This is a genomic window from Leisingera sp. ANG-M6 (assembly GCF_000813905.1).
GTDB lineage: Bacteria > Pseudomonadota > Alphaproteobacteria > Rhodobacterales > Rhodobacteraceae > Leisingera.
Genome location: NZ_JWLG01000005.1, coordinates 74,097 through 91,808, shown reverse-complemented (window position 1 = coordinate 91,808; position 17,712 = coordinate 74,097). Strand labels below are relative to the sequence as shown.

13 protein-coding genes are annotated in these 17,712 nt (G+C 61.4%); 10 read left to right on the top strand and 3 right to left on the bottom strand.

Annotated features, from left to right (window positions below; genetic code table 11):
• Positions 1-358 precede the first annotated feature (358 nt).
• From RA24_RS02955 to RA24_RS02930, 5 genes are all read left to right on the top strand, one after another.
• Complete coding sequence (locus tag RA24_RS02955; protein ID WP_152612799.1) at positions 359-1,393, top strand: UDP-glucuronic acid decarboxylase family protein; 1,035 nt, start codon at positions 359-361, stop codon at positions 1,391-1,393.
• Positions 1,393-2,412 (top strand): UDP-glucose 4-epimerase GalE, encoded by a 1,020-nt coding sequence (gene galE / locus RA24_RS02950; protein ID WP_039189658.1) that lies wholly within the window; start codon positions 1,393-1,395, stop codon positions 2,410-2,412. The genes RA24_RS02955 and galE overlap by 1 nt, the downstream gene beginning before the upstream one ends.
• The gene (locus tag RA24_RS02945; RefSeq protein ID WP_241480889.1) at positions 2,399-4,216 is read left to right on the top strand and encodes a glycosyltransferase; all 1,818 of its coding nucleotides are present in this window, start codon (positions 2,399-2,401) and stop codon (positions 4,214-4,216) included. Before galE ends, RA24_RS02945 begins: the two co-directional genes overlap by 14 nt.
• Positions 4,217-4,219: 3 nt before the next feature.
• Positions 4,220-5,128, top strand: coding sequence for a glycoside hydrolase family 26 protein (locus tag RA24_RS02940; RefSeq protein ID WP_039149871.1), 909 nt, complete (start codon positions 4,220-4,222; stop codon positions 5,126-5,128).
• A 737-nt stretch (positions 5,129-5,865) separates the two neighbouring features.
• Positions 5,866-7,158, top strand: coding sequence for an O-acetylhomoserine aminocarboxypropyltransferase/cysteine synthase family protein (locus RA24_RS02930; protein WP_019294685.1), 1,293 nt, complete (start codon positions 5,866-5,868; stop codon positions 7,156-7,158).
• 60 nt (positions 7,159-7,218) lie between these two features.
• Here RA24_RS02930 and RA24_RS02925 read toward each other — a convergent pair whose 3' ends face one another.
• Entirely contained in the window at positions 7,219-7,938 is a 720-nt protein-coding gene (locus RA24_RS02925) for an SIMPL domain-containing protein (protein ID WP_039189654.1), read from the bottom strand.
• A 305-nt stretch (positions 7,939-8,243) separates the two neighbouring features.
• On the opposite strand from RA24_RS02925, the gene RA24_RS02920 reads away from it, so the two are divergent.
• Positions 8,244-10,634 carry a hypothetical protein gene (locus RA24_RS02920; RefSeq protein WP_241480888.1) on the top strand — a complete coding sequence of 797 codons (2,391 nt, stop codon included), beginning with the start codon at positions 8,244-8,246 and terminating at the stop codon, positions 10,632-10,634.
• A 142-nt stretch (positions 10,635-10,776) separates the two neighbouring features.
• Here RA24_RS02920 and hppD read toward each other — a convergent pair whose 3' ends face one another.
• Positions 10,777-11,877, bottom strand: coding sequence for a 4-hydroxyphenylpyruvate dioxygenase (gene hppD, locus RA24_RS02915; RefSeq protein WP_039149878.1), 1,101 nt, complete (start codon positions 11,875-11,877; stop codon positions 10,777-10,779).
• 151 nt (positions 11,878-12,028) lie between these two features.
• Here hppD and RA24_RS02910 point away from each other — a divergent pair, with 151 nt between their 5' ends.
• The 3 genes from RA24_RS02910 to RA24_RS02900 all read left to right on the top strand — a co-directional run bounded on the left by RA24_RS02910 (position 12,029) and on the right by RA24_RS02900 (position 15,752).
• Positions 12,029-12,484, top strand: coding sequence for an Lrp/AsnC family transcriptional regulator (locus tag RA24_RS02910; RefSeq protein ID WP_039149880.1), 456 nt, complete (start codon positions 12,029-12,031; stop codon positions 12,482-12,484).
• A 67-nt stretch (positions 12,485-12,551) separates the two neighbouring features.
• Positions 12,552-13,772, top strand: a complete 1,221-nt coding sequence (locus tag RA24_RS02905; protein ID WP_039149883.1) for a PAS domain-containing protein — start codon at positions 12,552-12,554, stop codon at positions 13,770-13,772.
• Positions 13,773-13,862: 90 nt separating this feature from the next.
• Complete coding sequence (locus RA24_RS02900; RefSeq protein WP_019294691.1) at positions 13,863-15,752, top strand: monovalent cation:proton antiporter-2 (CPA2) family protein; 1,890 nt, start codon at positions 13,863-13,865, stop codon at positions 15,750-15,752.
• Between the two features lie 55 nt (positions 15,753-15,807).
• Here RA24_RS02900 and cobT read toward each other — a convergent pair whose 3' ends face one another.
• Positions 15,808-16,824 (bottom strand): nicotinate-nucleotide--dimethylbenzimidazole phosphoribosyltransferase, encoded by a 1,017-nt coding sequence (gene cobT, locus RA24_RS02895; protein ID WP_039189651.1) that lies wholly within the window; start codon positions 16,822-16,824, stop codon positions 15,808-15,810.
• A 100-nt stretch (positions 16,825-16,924) separates the two neighbouring features.
• Between cobT and RA24_RS02890 the strand changes: the two genes are divergently transcribed.
• Entirely contained in the window at positions 16,925-17,683 is a 759-nt protein-coding gene (locus tag RA24_RS02890; protein ID WP_019294693.1) for an adenosylcobinamide-GDP ribazoletransferase, read from the top strand.
• Positions 17,684-17,712 lie beyond the last annotated feature (29 nt).

Genomic DNA, 17,712 nt, shown 5'->3' with positions numbered 1-17,712 from the left:
GACATCGCGGCATAACATTCCGCGGTTCACTCCACCAAAAGCTGAGGATCAGTTTCGCAGCTTCCTTTGATGGGTAAAAACGCTGGAACGATCCCTGACCAAAAGTGGTAATGCCGCACGATTAAGTACTATAGGCGCACCCGGTGCTTGATGGCGGGCGTCTTGCAGCTATCGTCTTTCTGCGAGGCCGGCAGTGTATTGAAAGATGCAACGCAATTTAGTTTGTCCGGGGGCGCTGGTTAATAACATTAAATAATAGCCAGCTGAAGCAAGAAACGCCGTCGCGCACGGCGGTTTTTCAGGGGACACGTGTCCCGACAATTATATTGTGGTGCTGTACCGGATGGGGGTTGGGTACATGACGCTGCGAAACGATAACAAGCGTGTAATTCACGCCGAGGCTGAACCGTTGGTGCCGATGCGCAAGACGGTTCTGGTAACCGGGGGCGCTGGATTCCTGGGATCTCAGCTCTGCGCCCGCAAACTGGAACAGGGCCATCAAGTGGTTTGTCTGGACAACCTGCAGACCGGGCGAATGCGCAACATCACACCGTTGATGTCACACCGCCGGTTCCGCTTTGTTGAACATGACGTGGTGGCGCCTTACCAGCTCAAAGGTCCGGTGCATCAGATCTTCAACCTGGCGTGTCCGGCCTCTCCGCCGAAATACCAGCTTGATCCCATCCACACCTTCAAAACCAGCGTGATGGGTGCAATGAACGCGCTTGAACTTGCACGTGAAAAGGGGGCCAAGGTTTTCCAGGCGTCCACCTCCGAGGTTTATGGCGACCCTGAAATCAGCCCGCAGCCGGAAGGATACCGGGGCTGCGTCAATACCTTCGGGCCGCGTGCCTGCTACGACGAGGGCAAGCGCGCTGCCGAGACGCTGTTTTACGACTATCACCATCGCTACGGCGTGCAAATCTCGATTGCCCGCATCTTCAACACCTACGGCCCTTTCATGGACCCGCAGGATGGCCGCGTGGTGTCCAACTTCATTAATCAGGCGCTTCGGGGCGAGGATCTCACTGTTTACGGCAGCGGTGCTCAGACGCGCTCCTTCTGTTATGCAGATGACCTGCTTGATGCAATTGAAGCGCTGATGGAACTCAATGATCCCAGCCCGGCACCCGTCAATCTCGGCAACCCTGGTGAGTTTACGGTGCTGGAACTGGCCAAAAAAGTCTGCAGGCTGACCGGAACCGGATCGCAAGTGGTTTTCCGCGAATTGCCTCAGGACGATCCGCAGCAGCGCAAGCCCGACATCAGCGCGGCCAGAACCAAATTGGGCTGGCGCCCGAAAGTGCGGCTTGAAGACGGGTTGCGCAGGACCATCCGCCATTTCCAGGCTGAGATGGCTGAGCCGGACCAGATGTCCGCGGCGGTCCGCTGATGCCCCGCCGGTTCGCCATACTTGTGACCGGCGGCGCCGGGTTCATTGGCAGCCACGCTTGCAAAGCTTTGCACCAGGCGGGCTACCTGCCGGTCACGGTCGATAACTTGACCACCGGACATGCAGATGCGGTCAAATGGGGTCCGCTGGTGCATGCAGATGTGCGCAATGCTGCAGCACTGAAGGACGCCATCAAAAATCACGGCATCAAGGCGGTCATGCACTTTGCCGCTTCGGCCTATGTCGGAGAGTCTATGGCGCGCCCGGCCTTTTACTACGACAACAATGCCGGAGGGATGATCTCCCTGATCAATGCGTGCCTGGATACAGGAGTGGACAAAGTCGTGTTCTCTTCCAGCTGTGCGACCTATGGCAGCCCCGAAGGCGGCCCTATACGTGAGGATACGCCGCAGGCACCGATCAACCCCTATGGCCGCAGCAAGCTGATGTGCGAGGAAATGCTGCGTGATTGCTCTGCCGCGCATGGGTTGCGGTTTGCGGCGCTACGCTATTTCAATGCAGCCGGAGCCGACCCGGAGGGCGATCTGAGCGAGCGTCACGATCCCGAAACCCATCTGCTGCCGCTGGCGCTGCAGGCGACTTCCGGCCGGCGCGGACCGCTGCAAGTCTTCGGCACGGATTACCCCACCCGCGACGGCAGTTGCGAGAGGGACTACATCCATGTCAGCGACTTGGCGCGCGGCCATGTGCTGGCAGCGGACTATCTGGCAGAAGGCGGTGCCAGCACCGCTCTGAATCTGGGCAGCGGCACCGGGCATACGATCTTTGAAGTGCTGGAGACAATCCGCAGCGTCACCGGCAAAACGGTGCCGCATGACCTGGCACCGCGCCGCGCCGGAGATCCTCCCTCGCTGACCGCGGACCCGCGCCTGGCACAGCAGACGCTGGGCTTCCGCACCGAACGCTCCAGGCTGGACCAGATCATCAGGGATGCGGCGCCATCCTTCGGACTGGCCGCCGCAAGAGAGGATCGCCATGGGCGCCATGCAGCGGAATAACCGGGCATCGCCCTCCCCCAAGCCCGGCTTTGACTGGGCAGCAGCTGCTGTGTTTGGTCTGTGGATATTGGCTGCCGGCTATTTCTGGCACTGGTGGCTGCAGCCCGGGCACAATATCGGCACCGGGCGATATACCCTTGTTTCGACTGCAATATTCTGGCTGTACTTCCTGCTTGCCTACTTCATGCTATTTTTCCTGAATGGCACCCGCCGCCGCCTGCGGCCGTCGCTGCAAGGACCGATGCGGGTGGCCATGATAACCACCAAAACCCCAGCCGAGCCTTTGTCCGTTCTGAAGGAGACCCTAACGGCCATGCTGGCGCAAACGCCGCCGCACGATACTTGGCTGGCTGATGAGGATCCTGATGACGCAACCCGCGCCTGGTGTGCGGCGCATGGTGTCAGGATCTCAACCCGCAAGGGCCTTTCTGAGTACCACCGCAAGGAATGGCCGCGCAGAACCCGCTGCAAGGAAGGCAACCTGGCCTATTTCTATGACCAATACGGCTATGAAGCCTATGATATCGTATCCCAGCTTGATGCCGACCATGTGCCGCAACCCGGGTATCTTGAAGCCATTCTGCAGGGGTTTGACGACCCGGCCACCGGCTATGTCAGCGCCCCCTCCATTTGCTGCAGCAATGCGGACAGAAGCTGGGCAGCACGGATGCGGCTTTTTGCCGAGGCACCGTTTCATGGCGGCATCCAGCTAGGCTATAGCGCCGGCTGGGCACCTATGTGCATCGGCTCGCATTACGCAGTGCGCACCCGCGCCCTGAAGCAAGCAGGCGGCTTGGGGCCCGAACTTGCTGAGGACCATTCCACCACGATGCTCATGAACTCCGCAGGCTGGCGCGGCACCCATGCAGCAGATGCCATCGCGCATGGCGCCGGCCCGGCCTGCATGGCTGATCTAGCAACTCAGGAATTCCAATGGTCGCGCAGCCTGACAACGCTGCTGCTGAGCTACACCCCGCGCTATCTGAAGGGGCTGCCGCCGCGGCTGCGGTTCCAGTTCCTGCTGTGCCAGCTGTGGTACCCGCTTTTTGCCCTGTTCATGGCGCTGATGTACCTGTTTCCGATTGCAGCCCTGCTGCTGGATATCCGGTTTGCCGGGGTGACCTTCCTTGGTTTCGTTTTGCACGCGCTTCCTTCAACCGTTGCGGTGATCTTGTTCGTCTACCTCATGCGCGCGCGCGATACTCTCAGACCGTATGACGCCAAGGTTCTCAGTTGGGAGCGCGCATTGTTTCCCTGTGCGCAGTGGCCCTGGGTTCTGCTTGGCTGCGGAATGGCCATTGCGGACAGGCTGAGGGGCGGGTTTGTCGACTTCCGTGTAACGCCAAAAGGCGGCGGAGAGGCGCCGCCGGTGCCCTTGCGAGTCCTTCTGCCTTACCTGTTGCTGGCATTGGGGGCAGCGCTGCCGCCGCTGTTTGTGCAAGACCTGCAGCAGGCCGCAGGTTTCGTGGTGCTGAGCCTGATTAACGCCGCCGTTTATACCGTGCTATTCACCGTAATTACTGTCCAGCACTTGCGGGAAAACAGGCTGTCGCCCTTCAGATGGCCGCTTGCCTCAGCCTTTCAGGCGACAGCCTGCATGGCACTCGCCGCAGTCATTGCTGCTGCGCTCGGCAGCCAGGGCGCGCACAGCCTCTATGCACTGTCTCACGGCAGCGGTGTGTTCTCTCCCTACACCCCCAAATACATTGTGTCCGGCGCGGGTCTCGGCCCGCCGGGTACTGTGACCTACCAAATAAACCTGGAATGGCCGGGGAATGCCCTGTTCCAGCAGAAGATGGAGTAGACAATGTCCCGTTCTAGCCGGCATATCCTAGTCACCGTCGCTGTATCAGCGGCCCTTTTCGGAACCGCCCTTCCTTCCTTCCCGCCACCTCCCGGTGAGCTGCCTTTCGGCGTCTATGATCCGAATGGCGACTTTTCAGATGAACAGAATGTTCAGGTCGAACATCTCTTCCTGCCGTGGGAGGACTTGTTTCTGGAGTCGCTGACCGAGGCTGACCAATACGCCAAGGAACGCAACCGCGAGGTCTTGGTCACGATTGAACCCTGGACCTGGACGCGCGATGCCCGCAACACGCCAGCGCGGCTGATCCGCGGCATCCGGGACGGTACCTACGACGGCAATATGGCCGCTATCTGCGAAGTGCTGAACCGGTTTGAGAGCAAGGTTACCGTCCGCTGGGCGCAAGAGATGGACGACAACAGCGGCCAGTTCATCTGGGCGCAGTGGCAGCCGGAAACCTATGTTTATGCATTCAAACGGATGATAGACGTCTGCCGCGACAAAGCACCGGAAATTCGTGTGATGTGGTCACCGCTGGGATATGAAAACCTGAATAAGTATTATCCCGGCGACGACTACGTGGATATCATTGGGCTTTCCGTTTTCGGCTTGCAGCCTTGGGAGCAGATCTACAAAGGCGGCGAGATGAGCTTTGATGAAATCTTCGCCCCCCGCTACGAGCGGGTGAAGGAGTACGGCAAGCCCGTCATGGTGGCCGAACTAGGCTATTCCGGCGATGAAGCATACGTTGCCCGCTGGGAACAGACCGTCCGGCAAGACAAGAGCGCCTACCCCGCCCTCACCGGCATCGTCTATTTCAACCAGCAGGAAGTCTACCCCTGGCCCAATGGGTTCGGTCTCCCGGATTGGCGGGTGGAACACCGTATCCGAGTCGAGACCGCAGGAAACTGACCCGAAATCCGGCTTGGTGCTGTCCCTCCACAGTTCAAGCAACGCCCGGCCAGCATCGGCAGGCAAGGCAACGAACCATTTGATTTCAGAGCCTTTCCACCTGTGCAAGGCCGTACAGGGTCAGGCCTTTTGAGCGGGTTTCCGCACAGCTGCGTTGAAAAAAAATAGAATTGCGCCTAAGAAAAACGTGCTGTGCAGATCGTGCAGCGCGTGAATTGGCTGTTTGGCTGCCGCATGCCGTTTAGGCATAAATGAGCTGCCTGGGGCCTATGAGGACGAGGTGCAGTTTATGTACGCAGTACGTGCGATGCTCCGGCTTGTGCCGGTTTTTTCTTATTCAATCAAGATTGCAGGCGGCGCGCTTCTGGCCTGTCTGTTCAGCCTGGGCAGCGCCAGTGCGCAGGACAGCAAATCCCTAGCTGGAGAAACTGTGTTGGCCAAGGGGACATACGTCTGCTCCCCCAGCGGCTTTGGGCAAAAGTCCCGCTGCTACCGCAAGTAGGTCCGGCCCTCTCCTTCCAAACGATCCAAATCCGGAGCGCAGCCTGAACCGCAGGGCTGGCTGCGCCTGAATTGAAAATCCAGAAGTTCTCCTGGAATTGCAGCGTCCGGCATTTGCCGGAGGCCCATTTGTGCGGCATCGCAGAAGCCTTCCTCTGCGGCATTCACGCGATTGCCTTCTGCGCGCAGCCATGCTGTGGTGCGCGCGACAGATGACCTTTCAGGGAGACATACTGATGACCGACGCCCCGTCCTATGGTTTTGACACCTTGCAAATCCATGCCGGCGCCAAGCCGGACCCTGCCACCGGCGCGCGGCAGACGCCGATTTATCAAAGCACGGCCTACGTCTTCCGCGATGCCGAACACGCCGCCGCGCTGTTCAACCTGCAGGAAGTCGGTTTTATCTACTCCCGCCTGACCAACCCGACCGTTGCGGTGCTGCAGGAACGCTTGGCAACGCTGGAAGGCGGCGTCGGCGCGGTCTGCTGCTCCTCCGGCCACGCGGCACAGATCATGGCACTGTTCCCGCTGATGGGGCCGGGTTGCAACGTGGTGGCCTCGACCCGGCTTTACGGCGGCACCGTCACCCAGTTCAGCCAGACCATCAAACGCTTCGGCTGGTCTGCGAAATTCGTCGACACCGACGATCTGGACGCGGTGAAGGCGGCAATCGACGAAAACACCCGCGCGGTGTTCTGCGAATCCATTGCTAACCCCGGCGGCTATGTGACCGACATCCGCTCGCTGGCCGACATCACCGATGGCGCCGGCATCCCACTGATCGTCGACAACACCTCTGCCACGCCTTACCTGTGCAACCCGATTGCCCAAGGGGCCACGCTGGTCGTGCATTCGACAACCAAGTACCTGACCGGCAACGGCACCGTGACCGGCGGTTGCGTGATCGACAGCGGCAAGTTTGACTGGTCCGGAAATGACAAGTTCCCATCTCTGTCCGAACCAGAACCGGCCTACCATGGCCTCAAGTTCCACGAGACCTTCGGGCCGCTGGCTTATACCTTCCACGGTATTGCGATCGGTCTGCGTGATCTCGGCATGACGATGAACCCGCAGGCGGCGCATTATACCCTGATGGGGATTGAGACCCTGTCCCTGCGGATGCAGCGCCACTGCGAGAACGCCCGCACGGTTGCGGAATGGCTCGAGAACGACGACCGGATTGATTACGTGACCTATGCCGGCCTGCCGTCCTCCCCCTATTACGAGCGTGCGCAAGCCTGCTATCCCAAGGGCACCGGCGGTCTATTCACCTTTGCGGTCAAGGGCGGTTATGAGGCCTGCATTAAGCTGGTGGATTCGCTGGAGATATTCAGCCATGTGGCCAACCTCGGCGATACCCGCTCGCTGATCATCCACTCCGCATCCACCACGCACCGCCAGCTGACGCCGGAACAGCAGGAGGCGGCAGGCGCCAGCCCCAATGTGGTGCGGGTGTCGATTGGGATTGAGGATGCCGGCGACCTGATCCGCGATCTGGACCAGGCACTGGCCAAGGCCTGCGGCTAAGGTTCGCCCTATCAGGAACAGGAAGGCCGGGCGCAATGCCCGGCCTTTTCGCTTTTCCGGTTACTCACCGCCCGGCACCAGCATATCAAACACAACCGACACATTATGGGTGAAGGTCAGTTCCCCTGCCTCGATCGGCATTGCGTCGCTGCGGGCCATCTCCATGGTCATCATTGGACGTCCGCCACCGCCGCCATGCTCGGAGATCGAACGCACCGGGCCCAGTTCCATGCCTGCTGCCTCAGCCAGTTGCTGCGCTTTGCGGATCGCGTCCTTAACTGCTTCGCCGCGGATTTGGTCGGCGGCCGCAGAGGGATCATTAACTCCGAAGCTTAGCCCTTGAAAGCGGTTTGCCCCGGCCGTCAGCACGGCGTCCAGCACCGGCCCCAGTTCGCTCAGGTCGCGGACCCGCACCATCAGGGTATTCGAAGCCTCGAAACCCGTGATCCCGCGCCGTCCGCCGCTGTCGTAGGAACGGTCCTGCGACCAAACCGGGTGCATGGCAATCTGCTGGGTTTGCATATCCTCAGCGGCGATACCAGCGTCCTTCAAACGCGAGATCACGGCCTGCATCCCCTCTGCAACGGCCGACATGGCTGCAGCAGCTTCTTCTGCCTCTTCTGTCACGCCCAGGGTGATGGTGGCGAGCTCAGGCGCCACTTGCAGCATGCTTTCGCCCGTCACAGTGATCTGGCGCGGGTTGTCCGCCTCGCTGGCCGCCAGGGTGCCGGCGCTCATCGACAGCATCAGCGCAGCTGCCAGAAGTTTCTTTGACTTCATGCTCAAAAGCTCCTTTTCTGAATACCCCTTACATGGGAACGGCAATCCGCCGCCCGCAAGGCCTGCACCCCGTCTTTTCCTTTAACTCGGCAGGTTCCTGCTTTAAGGTCCGCGGCAAAACACCGGGCGCAGCAGCGGCCCCGGGCAGTATGGATTTGGATGGTTTGACCCAAAGCATGAAACCGGCCTTCGCTCTTTCCCTTTCCGCTGACGGCATAGAACTTCTGCACCGTGCCCCGGACGGCTGGCGGAGCGTGGCCAGCACTCCATTTGACACCGGGGACCTTCCTGCAGCGCTTGCCTCTATGCGCAAGGCTGCACTGCGGCTGGCACCAGAAGGGGTCTATTCCAAGCTGATTCTGCCGAATGACCAGATCCGGTATCTGAGCGTTGAGACCGGAGATCTGACCGCGGGCGAACGGATTGAGGCTGCGCGCAAGGCACTGGATGGCGCAACGCCTTATCCCGTGGACGACCTGGCCTTTGACATCTGCGCCGAAGGCGGTGTTACCCATGTCGCGGCAGTGGCGCTGGAAACGCTCGACGAAGCGGAAACCTTTGCAGTGGAGCACGGCTTCGGGCCTGTCAGTTTTGTTGCCGCACCTCAGGACAGCGGCTTCCGGGGCGAACCGTTCTTTGGCACCACCCGGATGATCCGCGGAACCGAAGTTGAACCCGACAACGCCGTAGTCGAGGTGATCGGTCCGGTTAACCTTGCGGAACCTGAAACAGGTGATCTTTCTGAAGACCAGCCCCCTGCTTCCGTTGAACCCGAAGAAACAGAGGCTCTTGCAGCCTCTGCTCCACCGGCAATTTCATCTTCTGACACGGACAAAGCTGCCCAGCCCGGCGCCGCTCCGGAAAGCCCGGAAGCCTTAGGCCAGCAGGAGCCCCTCGAGGCCCCCGTCACAGCCGCGTCAGCCGGCCCGGCCTCAGAACCTGACCCCCTGCACCCAGAGCCGCCCGAAGCTTCACAGCCGGATGAAGGCCACGCTACGGCGGCACCTGCCGCAAAGGATTTCAGCAGCCGCCGCGGCACCGCGCCAGAGCAAGGCGCAGAAAACCCGCCGCTGCCCCCCGCACCCAAATCTGCCCCTCTCGCGCCTCCAGCCGCTGCTCCGCTCGCAGATGGCAGCACGCCGGTAGCTGATCAGGGGCCTGCAAAACCGCTGGGCGCGGCAAACACCTCAGCGGCAGAAGAAAAGAAAGTACCGCAACGGACCATTCCGCCAGCACCCGCAGCTCTGCGCGCACCGTCTCCTGCCGCGCCCGCACCGCGGCCGGAAACCAAGCCTGACCGCAAAAAGGCAACTGGCGGCAAGCCGCGCTACCTGGGACTTGCGCTGACTGCCGCGCTGCTGTTGCTGCTGGCTACGGTCGCAGTCTGGGCACTGTTCAGCGAGGGCGGTTTCTTTGCCGCCCGCCCGGCCACGGACAATGACCGATCCCCTGCCCCGGCCGTCATCTCTGGCGAACTTCAACCCGAAGAAACCGAGCCGAAAACTTCTTCCGGCACTGCCGGCCAGCCGGCTGAGATTTCCCCGCAAGTCAGTGTTCTGGCGGATCAGCCGGATCCGGGCCTGAGCGAAGCCGCACCATCCTTACCCGACGATTCGGAGGCAGTCCCCTCTGTAGAGGATGAAGCCACCGCCGACGGCGTCGCCCCCCCGGAAGAAGGAACGGATACCGCGTTCCTGGATCCACAAGCCCTGCAGCCCGGGACGGCAGACGCCCCAGTGTCAGAACCGCTGGACGAACTGGCCCAGGCCGCCCGCTACGCTGCGACCGGTGTCTGGCCGGTGGCTCCGGAACTGGACACTATCCCCGCCGCTCCTGGCCTGGATGAACTTTATACTGCCTCCGTTGACCACTCGGAAATTGCGGCTGATGCAGTTGCTTTGCCGCAACCCGAAACTTACGCCCAGGACGAAGTTCCGGGCGCGATTGCCTCCCCTGCCGCAGCAGGGTCCGAATTTGATCTGGACGAACGCGGATTGGTCAAGGCCACCCCCGAAGGCACGCTCAACCCGGATGGCGTCACGGTTTTTCTTGGCAGGCCGCAGAAGGTGCCGCCGCCTGCGCCGGACCGCAGCGACCCGGCAGCTGAGGCGCTGGCGGAGGAAGTCGCCCGCAACCAGGTGCTGTCACGCAAGCGCCCCAAGGCCCGGCCTGCTGATCTGGCGGAACAGGTGGAACGGGCCCAGAACGGCGGCCTCAGCCGTGCCGAACTGGCCGGGCTGCGCCCGCGCAAGCGCCCTGCCAGCCTGAAACCGGCAGAGGAAGAAGAACTGCCGGTCACCGCGCAGGCCATTGCGTCGTCGGTTGTGCCGCGCGGCCGTCCCGCAAATTTTGCCAATCTGGTCGACCGCGCCCGCCGCAACGCGCAAAACCAGGTGCAGACCGCGGCCGCCGTGCCTGCGGCTGCCGCTGCTGCACCGCCGCGCATTCCGACCAGCGCCTCCGTGGCCCGGCGTGCGACCGTAAACAACGCCCTCAACCTGCGGAAACTGAACCTGATTGGCGTCTATGGCACCGCTGCCAACCGCCGTGCCTTGGTTCGTTTGCCCTCGGGCCGCTACAAGAAGGTGCAGGTCGGCGACCGGATCGACGGCGGCCGCGTGATTGCCATTGGCGAAGGCCAATTGCAGTATCAGAAAGGCGGCCGCAACCGAACTCTGACGATGCCAAAGAGCTGAACAGCCGCATAGCTGCCTGCTTCCCTCTTGGCACTGTCTTCTCTGCAAGTGTCAGAAACTGCGCCTTTTCCTAATACCCCAGCCACAAAAAAAAGCCGGGCCTGCTATGCAGGCCCGGCGCAGTCAGTCTCTCTGATGCCGCTTACTCCGCAGCCTGGATCTCGCCGCTTTCGATCTGCTCGCGCTCGATCGATTCAAACAGCGCCTTAAAGTTGCCCTCGCCGAAGCCATCGTCGCCTTTGCGCTGGATGAACTCGAAGAAGATCGGCCCGATCACGGTTTTCGAGAAGATCTGCAGCAGGATACGGGTCTCGCCACCGTCCACCACGCCTTCGCCGTCAATCAGGATGCCGTGCTTCTTCATGCGGTCCAGCGGCTCATCATGGCCCTGCACCCGTTCCTTGGACATCTCGTAATAGGTGTCATTCGGGCCGGGCATGAACTTCAGGCCCTTGTCGGCAATTGCGTCGGTGCTGGCATAGATATCCTCGGTACCAACCGCGATGTGCTGAATGCCTTCGCCGTTGTACTTCTTCAGATAGGACACGATCTGCCCGGTTTCGCCGCGGTCCTCGTTGATCGGGATCCGGATGCGGCCGCAGGGCGAGGTCAGCGCACGGCTGAAGAGACCGGTGAATTTACCCTGGATATCAAAGAAGCGGATCTCCTTGAAGTTGAACAGTTCCTCGTAGAACTTGAACCACTTGTCCATGTTGCCCTTGTAGACATTGTGGGTCAGGTGATCGAGGTAATAGAAACCGTCACCGCGCGGCTTGGACTGCTTCAGCCATTCGAACTCGGTGTTGTAGGGCGAGGTGTCGTAATACTGGTCGATGAAGTAGATCAGCGAGCCGCCAATGCCTTTGATCGCGGGCACATCCATGACCTTGCCCGGGCCTTCATAGGCCTCGGCGCCTTTGGACACCGCGTGTTCAAACGCCTTCTGCGCATCAGCAACCCGCCAGCCCATCGCCGGGGCGCAGGGGCCGTGCTCATCCACGAACTTCGCGGCAAAGCTGTCGGGGTCTGCGTTCAGGATGTAGGTGACGTCCCCTTGCTGCCACAGCTCCACCAGCGGCTGGTCCTTGCGGTGGCCGGTCAGCTCATAACCCATACGGGTGAACAGCGCCCGCAGTTCGTCCGGCTCCGGGCTGGCAAATTCGACAAACTCAAAGCCGTCGGTGCCTGCGGGGTTTTCAGGGGTGATTTCGGATTTCGGGGCGTTGTGCGGGAAAGGACCCATTGCGCGTCTCCTTCATGTCATTCGGGACAAGGTGAATTCTTGCATCAAGAATACCGCATTCGTTATGCAGTTTTTCCGCGTATTTGCGCACCACACCCTTGATTTGCGCGCAAGTTGCGCATCACAATGTTGAATTCCGGAGAAATCACGCATGCTGGATCCGACTGACACAAAACTGCTCGCAGCTCTGCAGAAAAATGCCCATCTCACTGCACAGGAGCTGGGAGAGATTCTGAATTTGTCGCCCAGTCAGGCCGGGCGGCGGCGGCAGCGGCTGGAAACAGAGGGATACATTGAAGGCTACGCGGCCCGATTGAACCCGGCCAAACTGGGACTGGCGGTACAGGGCTTTGTGCAGGTTCACCTCAGCAGCCACGGGCCGGAACAGTCCAAGGGATTTGCGCGGCTGGTCGCCAGTCAGCCGGAAATCACGTCAGCCTGGACGATGACCGGCGAAGCCGATTACCTGCTGCGTGTCTATTGCACCGATCTGCAAGCACTGAACACGTTGATCCATGAAATTCTGCTGCCCCATCCGGGCGTTGCCAGGGTCCAGAGCCAGATCGTGATGGCACAATTAAAACGCGACGCGCCGCTGCCGACTTAACCAGCTGGGAAGGATTTGGGCCTAAAGATGCAGCAACGACTTCTGTAACCCAAAGTGGAACTTTTCCGTGTCCTTTGTAGACCGCCGTGTTGAAACCCGCCCAACCAGCGGCGAGGCACCGTTTGGCCTCAATGAAGTATTCTTTTCCCGAACCGACAGCCGGGGGGTGATCCGCGCCGGGAACTACGTGTTCCGCCGCGTCGGCGCTTACCCCTGGGAAGAACTGATCGGTGCGCCGCACAAGGTGATCCGCCACCCGGACATGCCCAAGGGGGTGTTCTCGCTGTTCTGGGACACCATTCAGCGCGGCGAAAGCATCGGTGCCTACGTCAAGAACAAGGCCAAGGATGGGTTGTACTATTGGGTCTTTGCAGTGGTGGTGCCCTGCGGGGACGGGTACCTGTCGGCCCGCATCAAGCCCAGCAGCAAGCTGTTTGACGAGGTGCGCGGCCTTTACGCCAAAATGCTGAAGCGTGAAAAGGACGAGGGCGTCAAACCGGAGGAAAGCGCCCAGTACCTTCTCGATTGGCTCAAAAGCCAGGGCTTCGAGGACTACCACCAGTTTGCAGCACATGCCCTCAGCCAGGAACTGATCGCGCGGGACAAGGGTCTGGGCAACCAGCAGAACGCACGGATTCAAGAGCTGACCGGCATGCTGGAAGACGCCGAAAAGCTGGCAGAGGAAACTGATGGTCTGATCGCAGACTTTGATGCCATGCACACGATTCCGCATAATCTGCGGGTGCTGGCGTCGCGCATCGAACCCTCAGGCGGGCCGGTCACTGTTCTGTCTCAAAACTACGGCGCCATGTCACGGCAGATGTCGGACTGGTTTGGCGCCCACGTGATGGGCGAAAACAGCAACTTCGCCAAGATCAAATCTTCGGTGAACGACAGCCTGTTTGTCGAGGGCATGGCGCGCGTTCTGATCGAATGCGACAACCAGCTGCAGCAGGAACGCCGCGATCTGGGTGATGCCGACATGGAATCAGAACGAAAGATTCTGGGCGACCTGGTGAAGCAGCAGGTCAAACGGTCTGAAGACGGCATGAAGGAAGTGGATGAGGAAGCCGCGCGCATCACCGGTGCCTGCCAGATCATGCACCGGCATTTCCTGGGCCTCAGCTCCACCCGGGTTCTGCTCAAGATCGAAAGCGCTCGCCTGACTGATTCCGGTGAAACCCTGGCGGATATTATTGACCAGCTCGGCGGCTTCCAGGAACGGATTTCCAGGCGGCTGGACCGGATCGGCAAACTCAGCGAAGATATCCGGATGCTTGAGCAGTAAAGGCCGCACAGGCGCCCGATTGCCGCAACAGCCTGTTCCGCCGCCGCAAAGCCATTGCCAAGGCCGGGGCAGGCTTGCGATACCTGTAATATGGAAGAATTTTTCTATCAGGCGACAATTTACCTCGGCGCAGCAGTGATTGCGGTGCCGCTGGCAGCGCGTCTCGGTTTGGGCTCTGTGTTGGGATACCTTGCGGCAGGCATCGCCATCGGCCCGGTGCTGGGCCTGACCGGTGCGGAAACCGAGGACCTGCGCCATTTTGCTGAATTCGGCGTGGTCATGATGCTGTTCCTGATCGGGCTGGAACTGGAACCGCGCGCGCTTTGGGCGATGCGGGACAAGCTGATCGGGCTGGGCGGCATGCAAGTTGCCCTATCGACGGTCGTCCTGATGGGCGCAGCAATGGCCATGGGCCAGCCCTGGCATGTCAGCCTAGCCGTCGGCCTGGCACTGTCTCTATCCTCTACAGCTATTGTGCTGCAGACCCTGTCGGAAAAGGGGCTGATGCAGACCGGCGGCGGCCGCTCCGCCTTCTCGGTGCTGCTGACCCAGGATATCGCGGTCATTCCGATCCTCGCCTTTTTGCCCTTGCTAGGCACCTATGCCATCCCCCAGTTTGCCGCAGATGGTTCGATCAGCCGGGAAGGCGCTGGCGGCCATGGCGGCCACGGCTCTTTGTCACTGGTGGACGGGCTGCCAGGCTGGGCGGTGGCGCTGGTCACTTTGGCTGCAATTGCCTTCATCATCCTGGCGGGCATTTACCTGACCCGGCCGCTGTTCCGCTTCATCCATGCCTCCAACCTGCGCGAGATGTATACTGCACTGGCGCTGATGATCGTGGTCGGCATTTCCTTCGTGATGACCCTGGTCGGCCTGTCGCCTGCGCTTGGCGCCTTCCTGGCGGGTGTGGTGCTTGCCAACTCCGAGTTCCGGCACGAGATGGAAAGCGACCTCAATCCCTTCAAGGGGCTTCTGCTCGGGCTGTTCTTCATCACAGTGGGGGCCGGCATCAACTACCGCCAATTCCTGGCCGACCCCGGCGACCTGATCGGTCTCGCGCTGCTGGTGATCTTTGCCAAGGGCGCTGTGCTCTTTGTTGTCGGCCGCGCCTTCGGCCTGCGCCGGCGGCGTCTGTGGCTGTTTACACTCAGCCTGGCGCAGGCCGGCGAATTTGGCTTTGTGCTGCTGGCCTTTTCCACCCAGCTCAACGTGCTTCCGCCGGCGCTGTCCGAAAAACTGCTGCTGGTGATCGCCCTGTCGATGCTGATTACCCCGCTGTTGTTCATTGCCTATGATCTGCTGTCCAAACGCATGGGAGAACCTCTGCAGGCACCTGAGCCGGACGAGATCGACGAAGAAGGCCCGGTGATCATTGCCGGCATCGGGCGGTTCGGACAAATCGTCAACCGGCTGGTGCAGGCCAGCGGCTTCAAGACCGTGGTTCTGGACCACGATATGGAGGCGGTGCAGCTAATGCGCCGCTTCGGGGTCAAGAGTTTCCTGGGCGACCCAACCCGCCCGGAACTTTTGAAGGCCGCAGGCATCGCCAAGGCCAAGGTTTTTGTTGTGGCGCTGGATGACCCGGAAGGTGTGGTCAAGATGGTCTCCTATGTGCGCCGGGCCTACCCGGACCTGCACATCATTGCCCGCGCCAAGGACCGCAACCATGTGTATGAGCTGTATCAGGCCGGTGCCGATGACATCGTGCGCGAGCTGTTCGACAGCTCCGTCCGCGCCGGCCGCTATGTGCTGGAGAACGTCGGTCTCAGCGAATACGAGGCCGCGCAAGCCGCGCAGACCTTCTACAATCACGACCGCCAGAACCTGCGCGATCTGGCACAGCACTGGATCCCGGGCGTGCCCGCCAGCCAAAACCCCGCTTATATCGAACGGGCGCAGGAATTGGAGAAGGCTATCGAAAGCGCGATCTTCGAAATGGCTGAGCGGAAGCGCAAACGCTCTTCCGAAGCTGCAGAATGAAAAAAAGCCCCGGCACAGGCCGGGGCTTCAAAATTGGATCTTCAGGCCGATTGGTTCAGCTGTCGGAAACACCGGCTTCGGCAAAGGTCGCCATACCGCTGTGGCAGGCGATGGCACCTTTCAGAACCTGAATCGCCAGCGCCGCCCCGGAGGCCTCGCCCAGGCGCAGGCCCAGCGACAGCAGCGGTTCCTTGCCCAGCTTTGCCAGCAATGCCGCATGCGCAGCTTCGGCGCTTTGATGACCCGCAACCGCATGGTCCAGCGCACCATCCGCAGTCTGCAGCAGGCAGGCCGCCGCGGCGCAGCAGATAAACCCGTCAAGGATCACCGGGATATGCAGCACCCGGGCGGCGGCGATTGCACCCGCCATGGCCGCAATCTCACGCCCGCCCAGGCAGGCCAGCGCGTCCAGACCGTCGCGGATTGCAGCGCGGTGCAACGCGACGCCTTCCGCCACCACCCTGGTCTTGTTGGCCAGGCCTGCGTCATCCACACCGGTGCCACGGCCGGTCCAGTCCGACGCCTCTCCGCCAAACAGCGCACAGGCCAGGGCCGCAGCCGGTGTGGTGTTGCCGATCCCCATTTCGCCAACGACCAGCAGGTCCGCCGAAGGGTCCACAGCCTCCCATCCAGCCTTCAGCGCCACCAGCAATTCGTCCTGGCTCATTGCGGCGCTTTTGGTGAAATCAGCGGTCGGACGGTCCAGCTCCAGCGCATGAACGTCCATGCGTGCGCCTGCCATCTTGGCCAGCTGGTTGATTGCTGCACCGCCGTGCTCGAAGTTGATAACCATCTGGGCCGTCACTTCTGCCGGGAATGCCGAAACACCTTGCTCCATCACCCCGTGATTGCCTGCAAAAACGATCACCTGGGGCGCGGCAATTTCCGGCCGCTCACTGCCGCGCCAGCCGCCGTACCAGATCGCCAATTCCTCCAGACGCCCCAGCGCGCCCGGCGGCTTTGTCAGCTGACTGTTTCGCGCCGCAGCGGCGGCGGCAGCTGCTTGGTCCTGCGCAGGCGCGCCGGCCAGTGCGGCGCGGAAATCATCAAGGGAGGAAAGCTGTGGCAGCATAGGAAAGCCTCGTTGCATCTGAGTGGTGGACGCGGATAAAGCGGATTGACCCTGTTTAACCGCTGGCAGCCCCGCCGCAAGCACTGCAATAGGCCCGCAAATGCAAAAAAACGACATTCAGGCAAAAGACATTCTGCTGGCGCTGGTGCTGCTGACCAGGCTGCCGCTGCCGCACCTGCCGCAGCAGGCCTTCCAGCGCCAGGCCAAGGCGGTCTGGGCGTTTCCGCTGGCCGGTCTCGCAGTGGCGCTGCCCGCAGCGCTGCTGGCGGCGCTGGCGCTGGCTGCCGGGCTGCCTGCCATGGTGGCCGCAGGTCTTGCGCTGGCAGTGCAGGTGATGCTGACCGGCGCCATGCATGAGGACGGGCTGGCCGACACCGCCGACGGGTTGTGGGGCGGCTTTACCCGCGAGCGGCGGCTGGAGATCATGAAGGACAGCCGTATCGGAGCTTACGGGGTGATCGCGCTGATCCTGGGGCTGGGACTGCGGTGGAGCGCCTTGGCCGCTGTGTTCGCGGCGGCCGGTGTCTGGCCGCTGCTGACAATCGCAATGATGAGCCGGGCAGTGATGCCCCAGCTTATGGCATTTTTGCCAAACGCCCGTTCCGCCGGCCTGTCACAGACCGTTGGCCGCCCCCGCGCCCTGCCCTGCCTGCTGGCTGCAGTGCTGGCAATTGCTCTGTCGCTGCCACTGATCGGCGGCGCGGCCTTTGGCGTGGCTTTGGCTATGGGTGCTGCTGCGGCCGGGCTGGGCGCCCTGGCCAAGGCCAAGGTCGGCGGCCAGACCGGAGATGTTCTGGGCGCTTCGCAGCAGGCGGCTGAGATTGCCGGACTTCTCGTCCTGCTTGCCTTCTGCGGTTAACTCACCCTGAGACGAACAAAAGCCGCGCC

Coding starts and splice junctions, on each gene's coding strand:
- cobT (WP_039189651.1), bottom strand. CDS start 16,824: ATGCTGCCACAGCTTTCCTCCCTTGATGATTTCCGCGCCGCACTGGCC.
- RA24_RS02890 (WP_019294693.1), top strand. CDS start 16,925: ATGCAAAAAAACGACATTCAGGCAAAAGACATTCTGCTGGCGCTGGTG.
- RA24_RS02910 (WP_039149880.1), top strand. CDS start 12,029: ATGCTGGATCCGACTGACACAAAACTGCTCGCAGCTCTGCAGAAAAAT.
- RA24_RS02945 (WP_241480889.1), top strand. CDS start 2,399: ATGCAGCGGAATAACCGGGCATCGCCCTCCCCCAAGCCCGGCTTTGAC.
- RA24_RS02920 (WP_241480888.1), top strand. CDS start 8,244: ATGCGCAAGGCTGCACTGCGGCTGGCACCAGAAGGGGTCTATTCCAAG.
- RA24_RS02930 (WP_019294685.1), top strand. CDS start 5,866: ATGACCGACGCCCCGTCCTATGGTTTTGACACCTTGCAAATCCATGCC.
- RA24_RS02940 (WP_039149871.1), top strand. CDS start 4,220: ATGTCCCGTTCTAGCCGGCATATCCTAGTCACCGTCGCTGTATCAGCG.
- galE (WP_039189658.1), top strand. CDS start 1,393: ATGCCCCGCCGGTTCGCCATACTTGTGACCGGCGGCGCCGGGTTCATT.
- hppD (WP_039149878.1), bottom strand. CDS start 11,877: ATGGGTCCTTTCCCGCACAACGCCCCGAAATCCGAAATCACCCCTGAA.
- RA24_RS02925 (WP_039189654.1), bottom strand. CDS start 7,938: ATGAAGTCAAAGAAACTTCTGGCAGCTGCGCTGATGCTGTCGATGAGC.
- RA24_RS02900 (WP_019294691.1), top strand. CDS start 13,863: ATGGAAGAATTTTTCTATCAGGCGACAATTTACCTCGGCGCAGCAGTG.
- RA24_RS02955 (WP_152612799.1), top strand. CDS start 359: ATGACGCTGCGAAACGATAACAAGCGTGTAATTCACGCCGAGGCTGAA.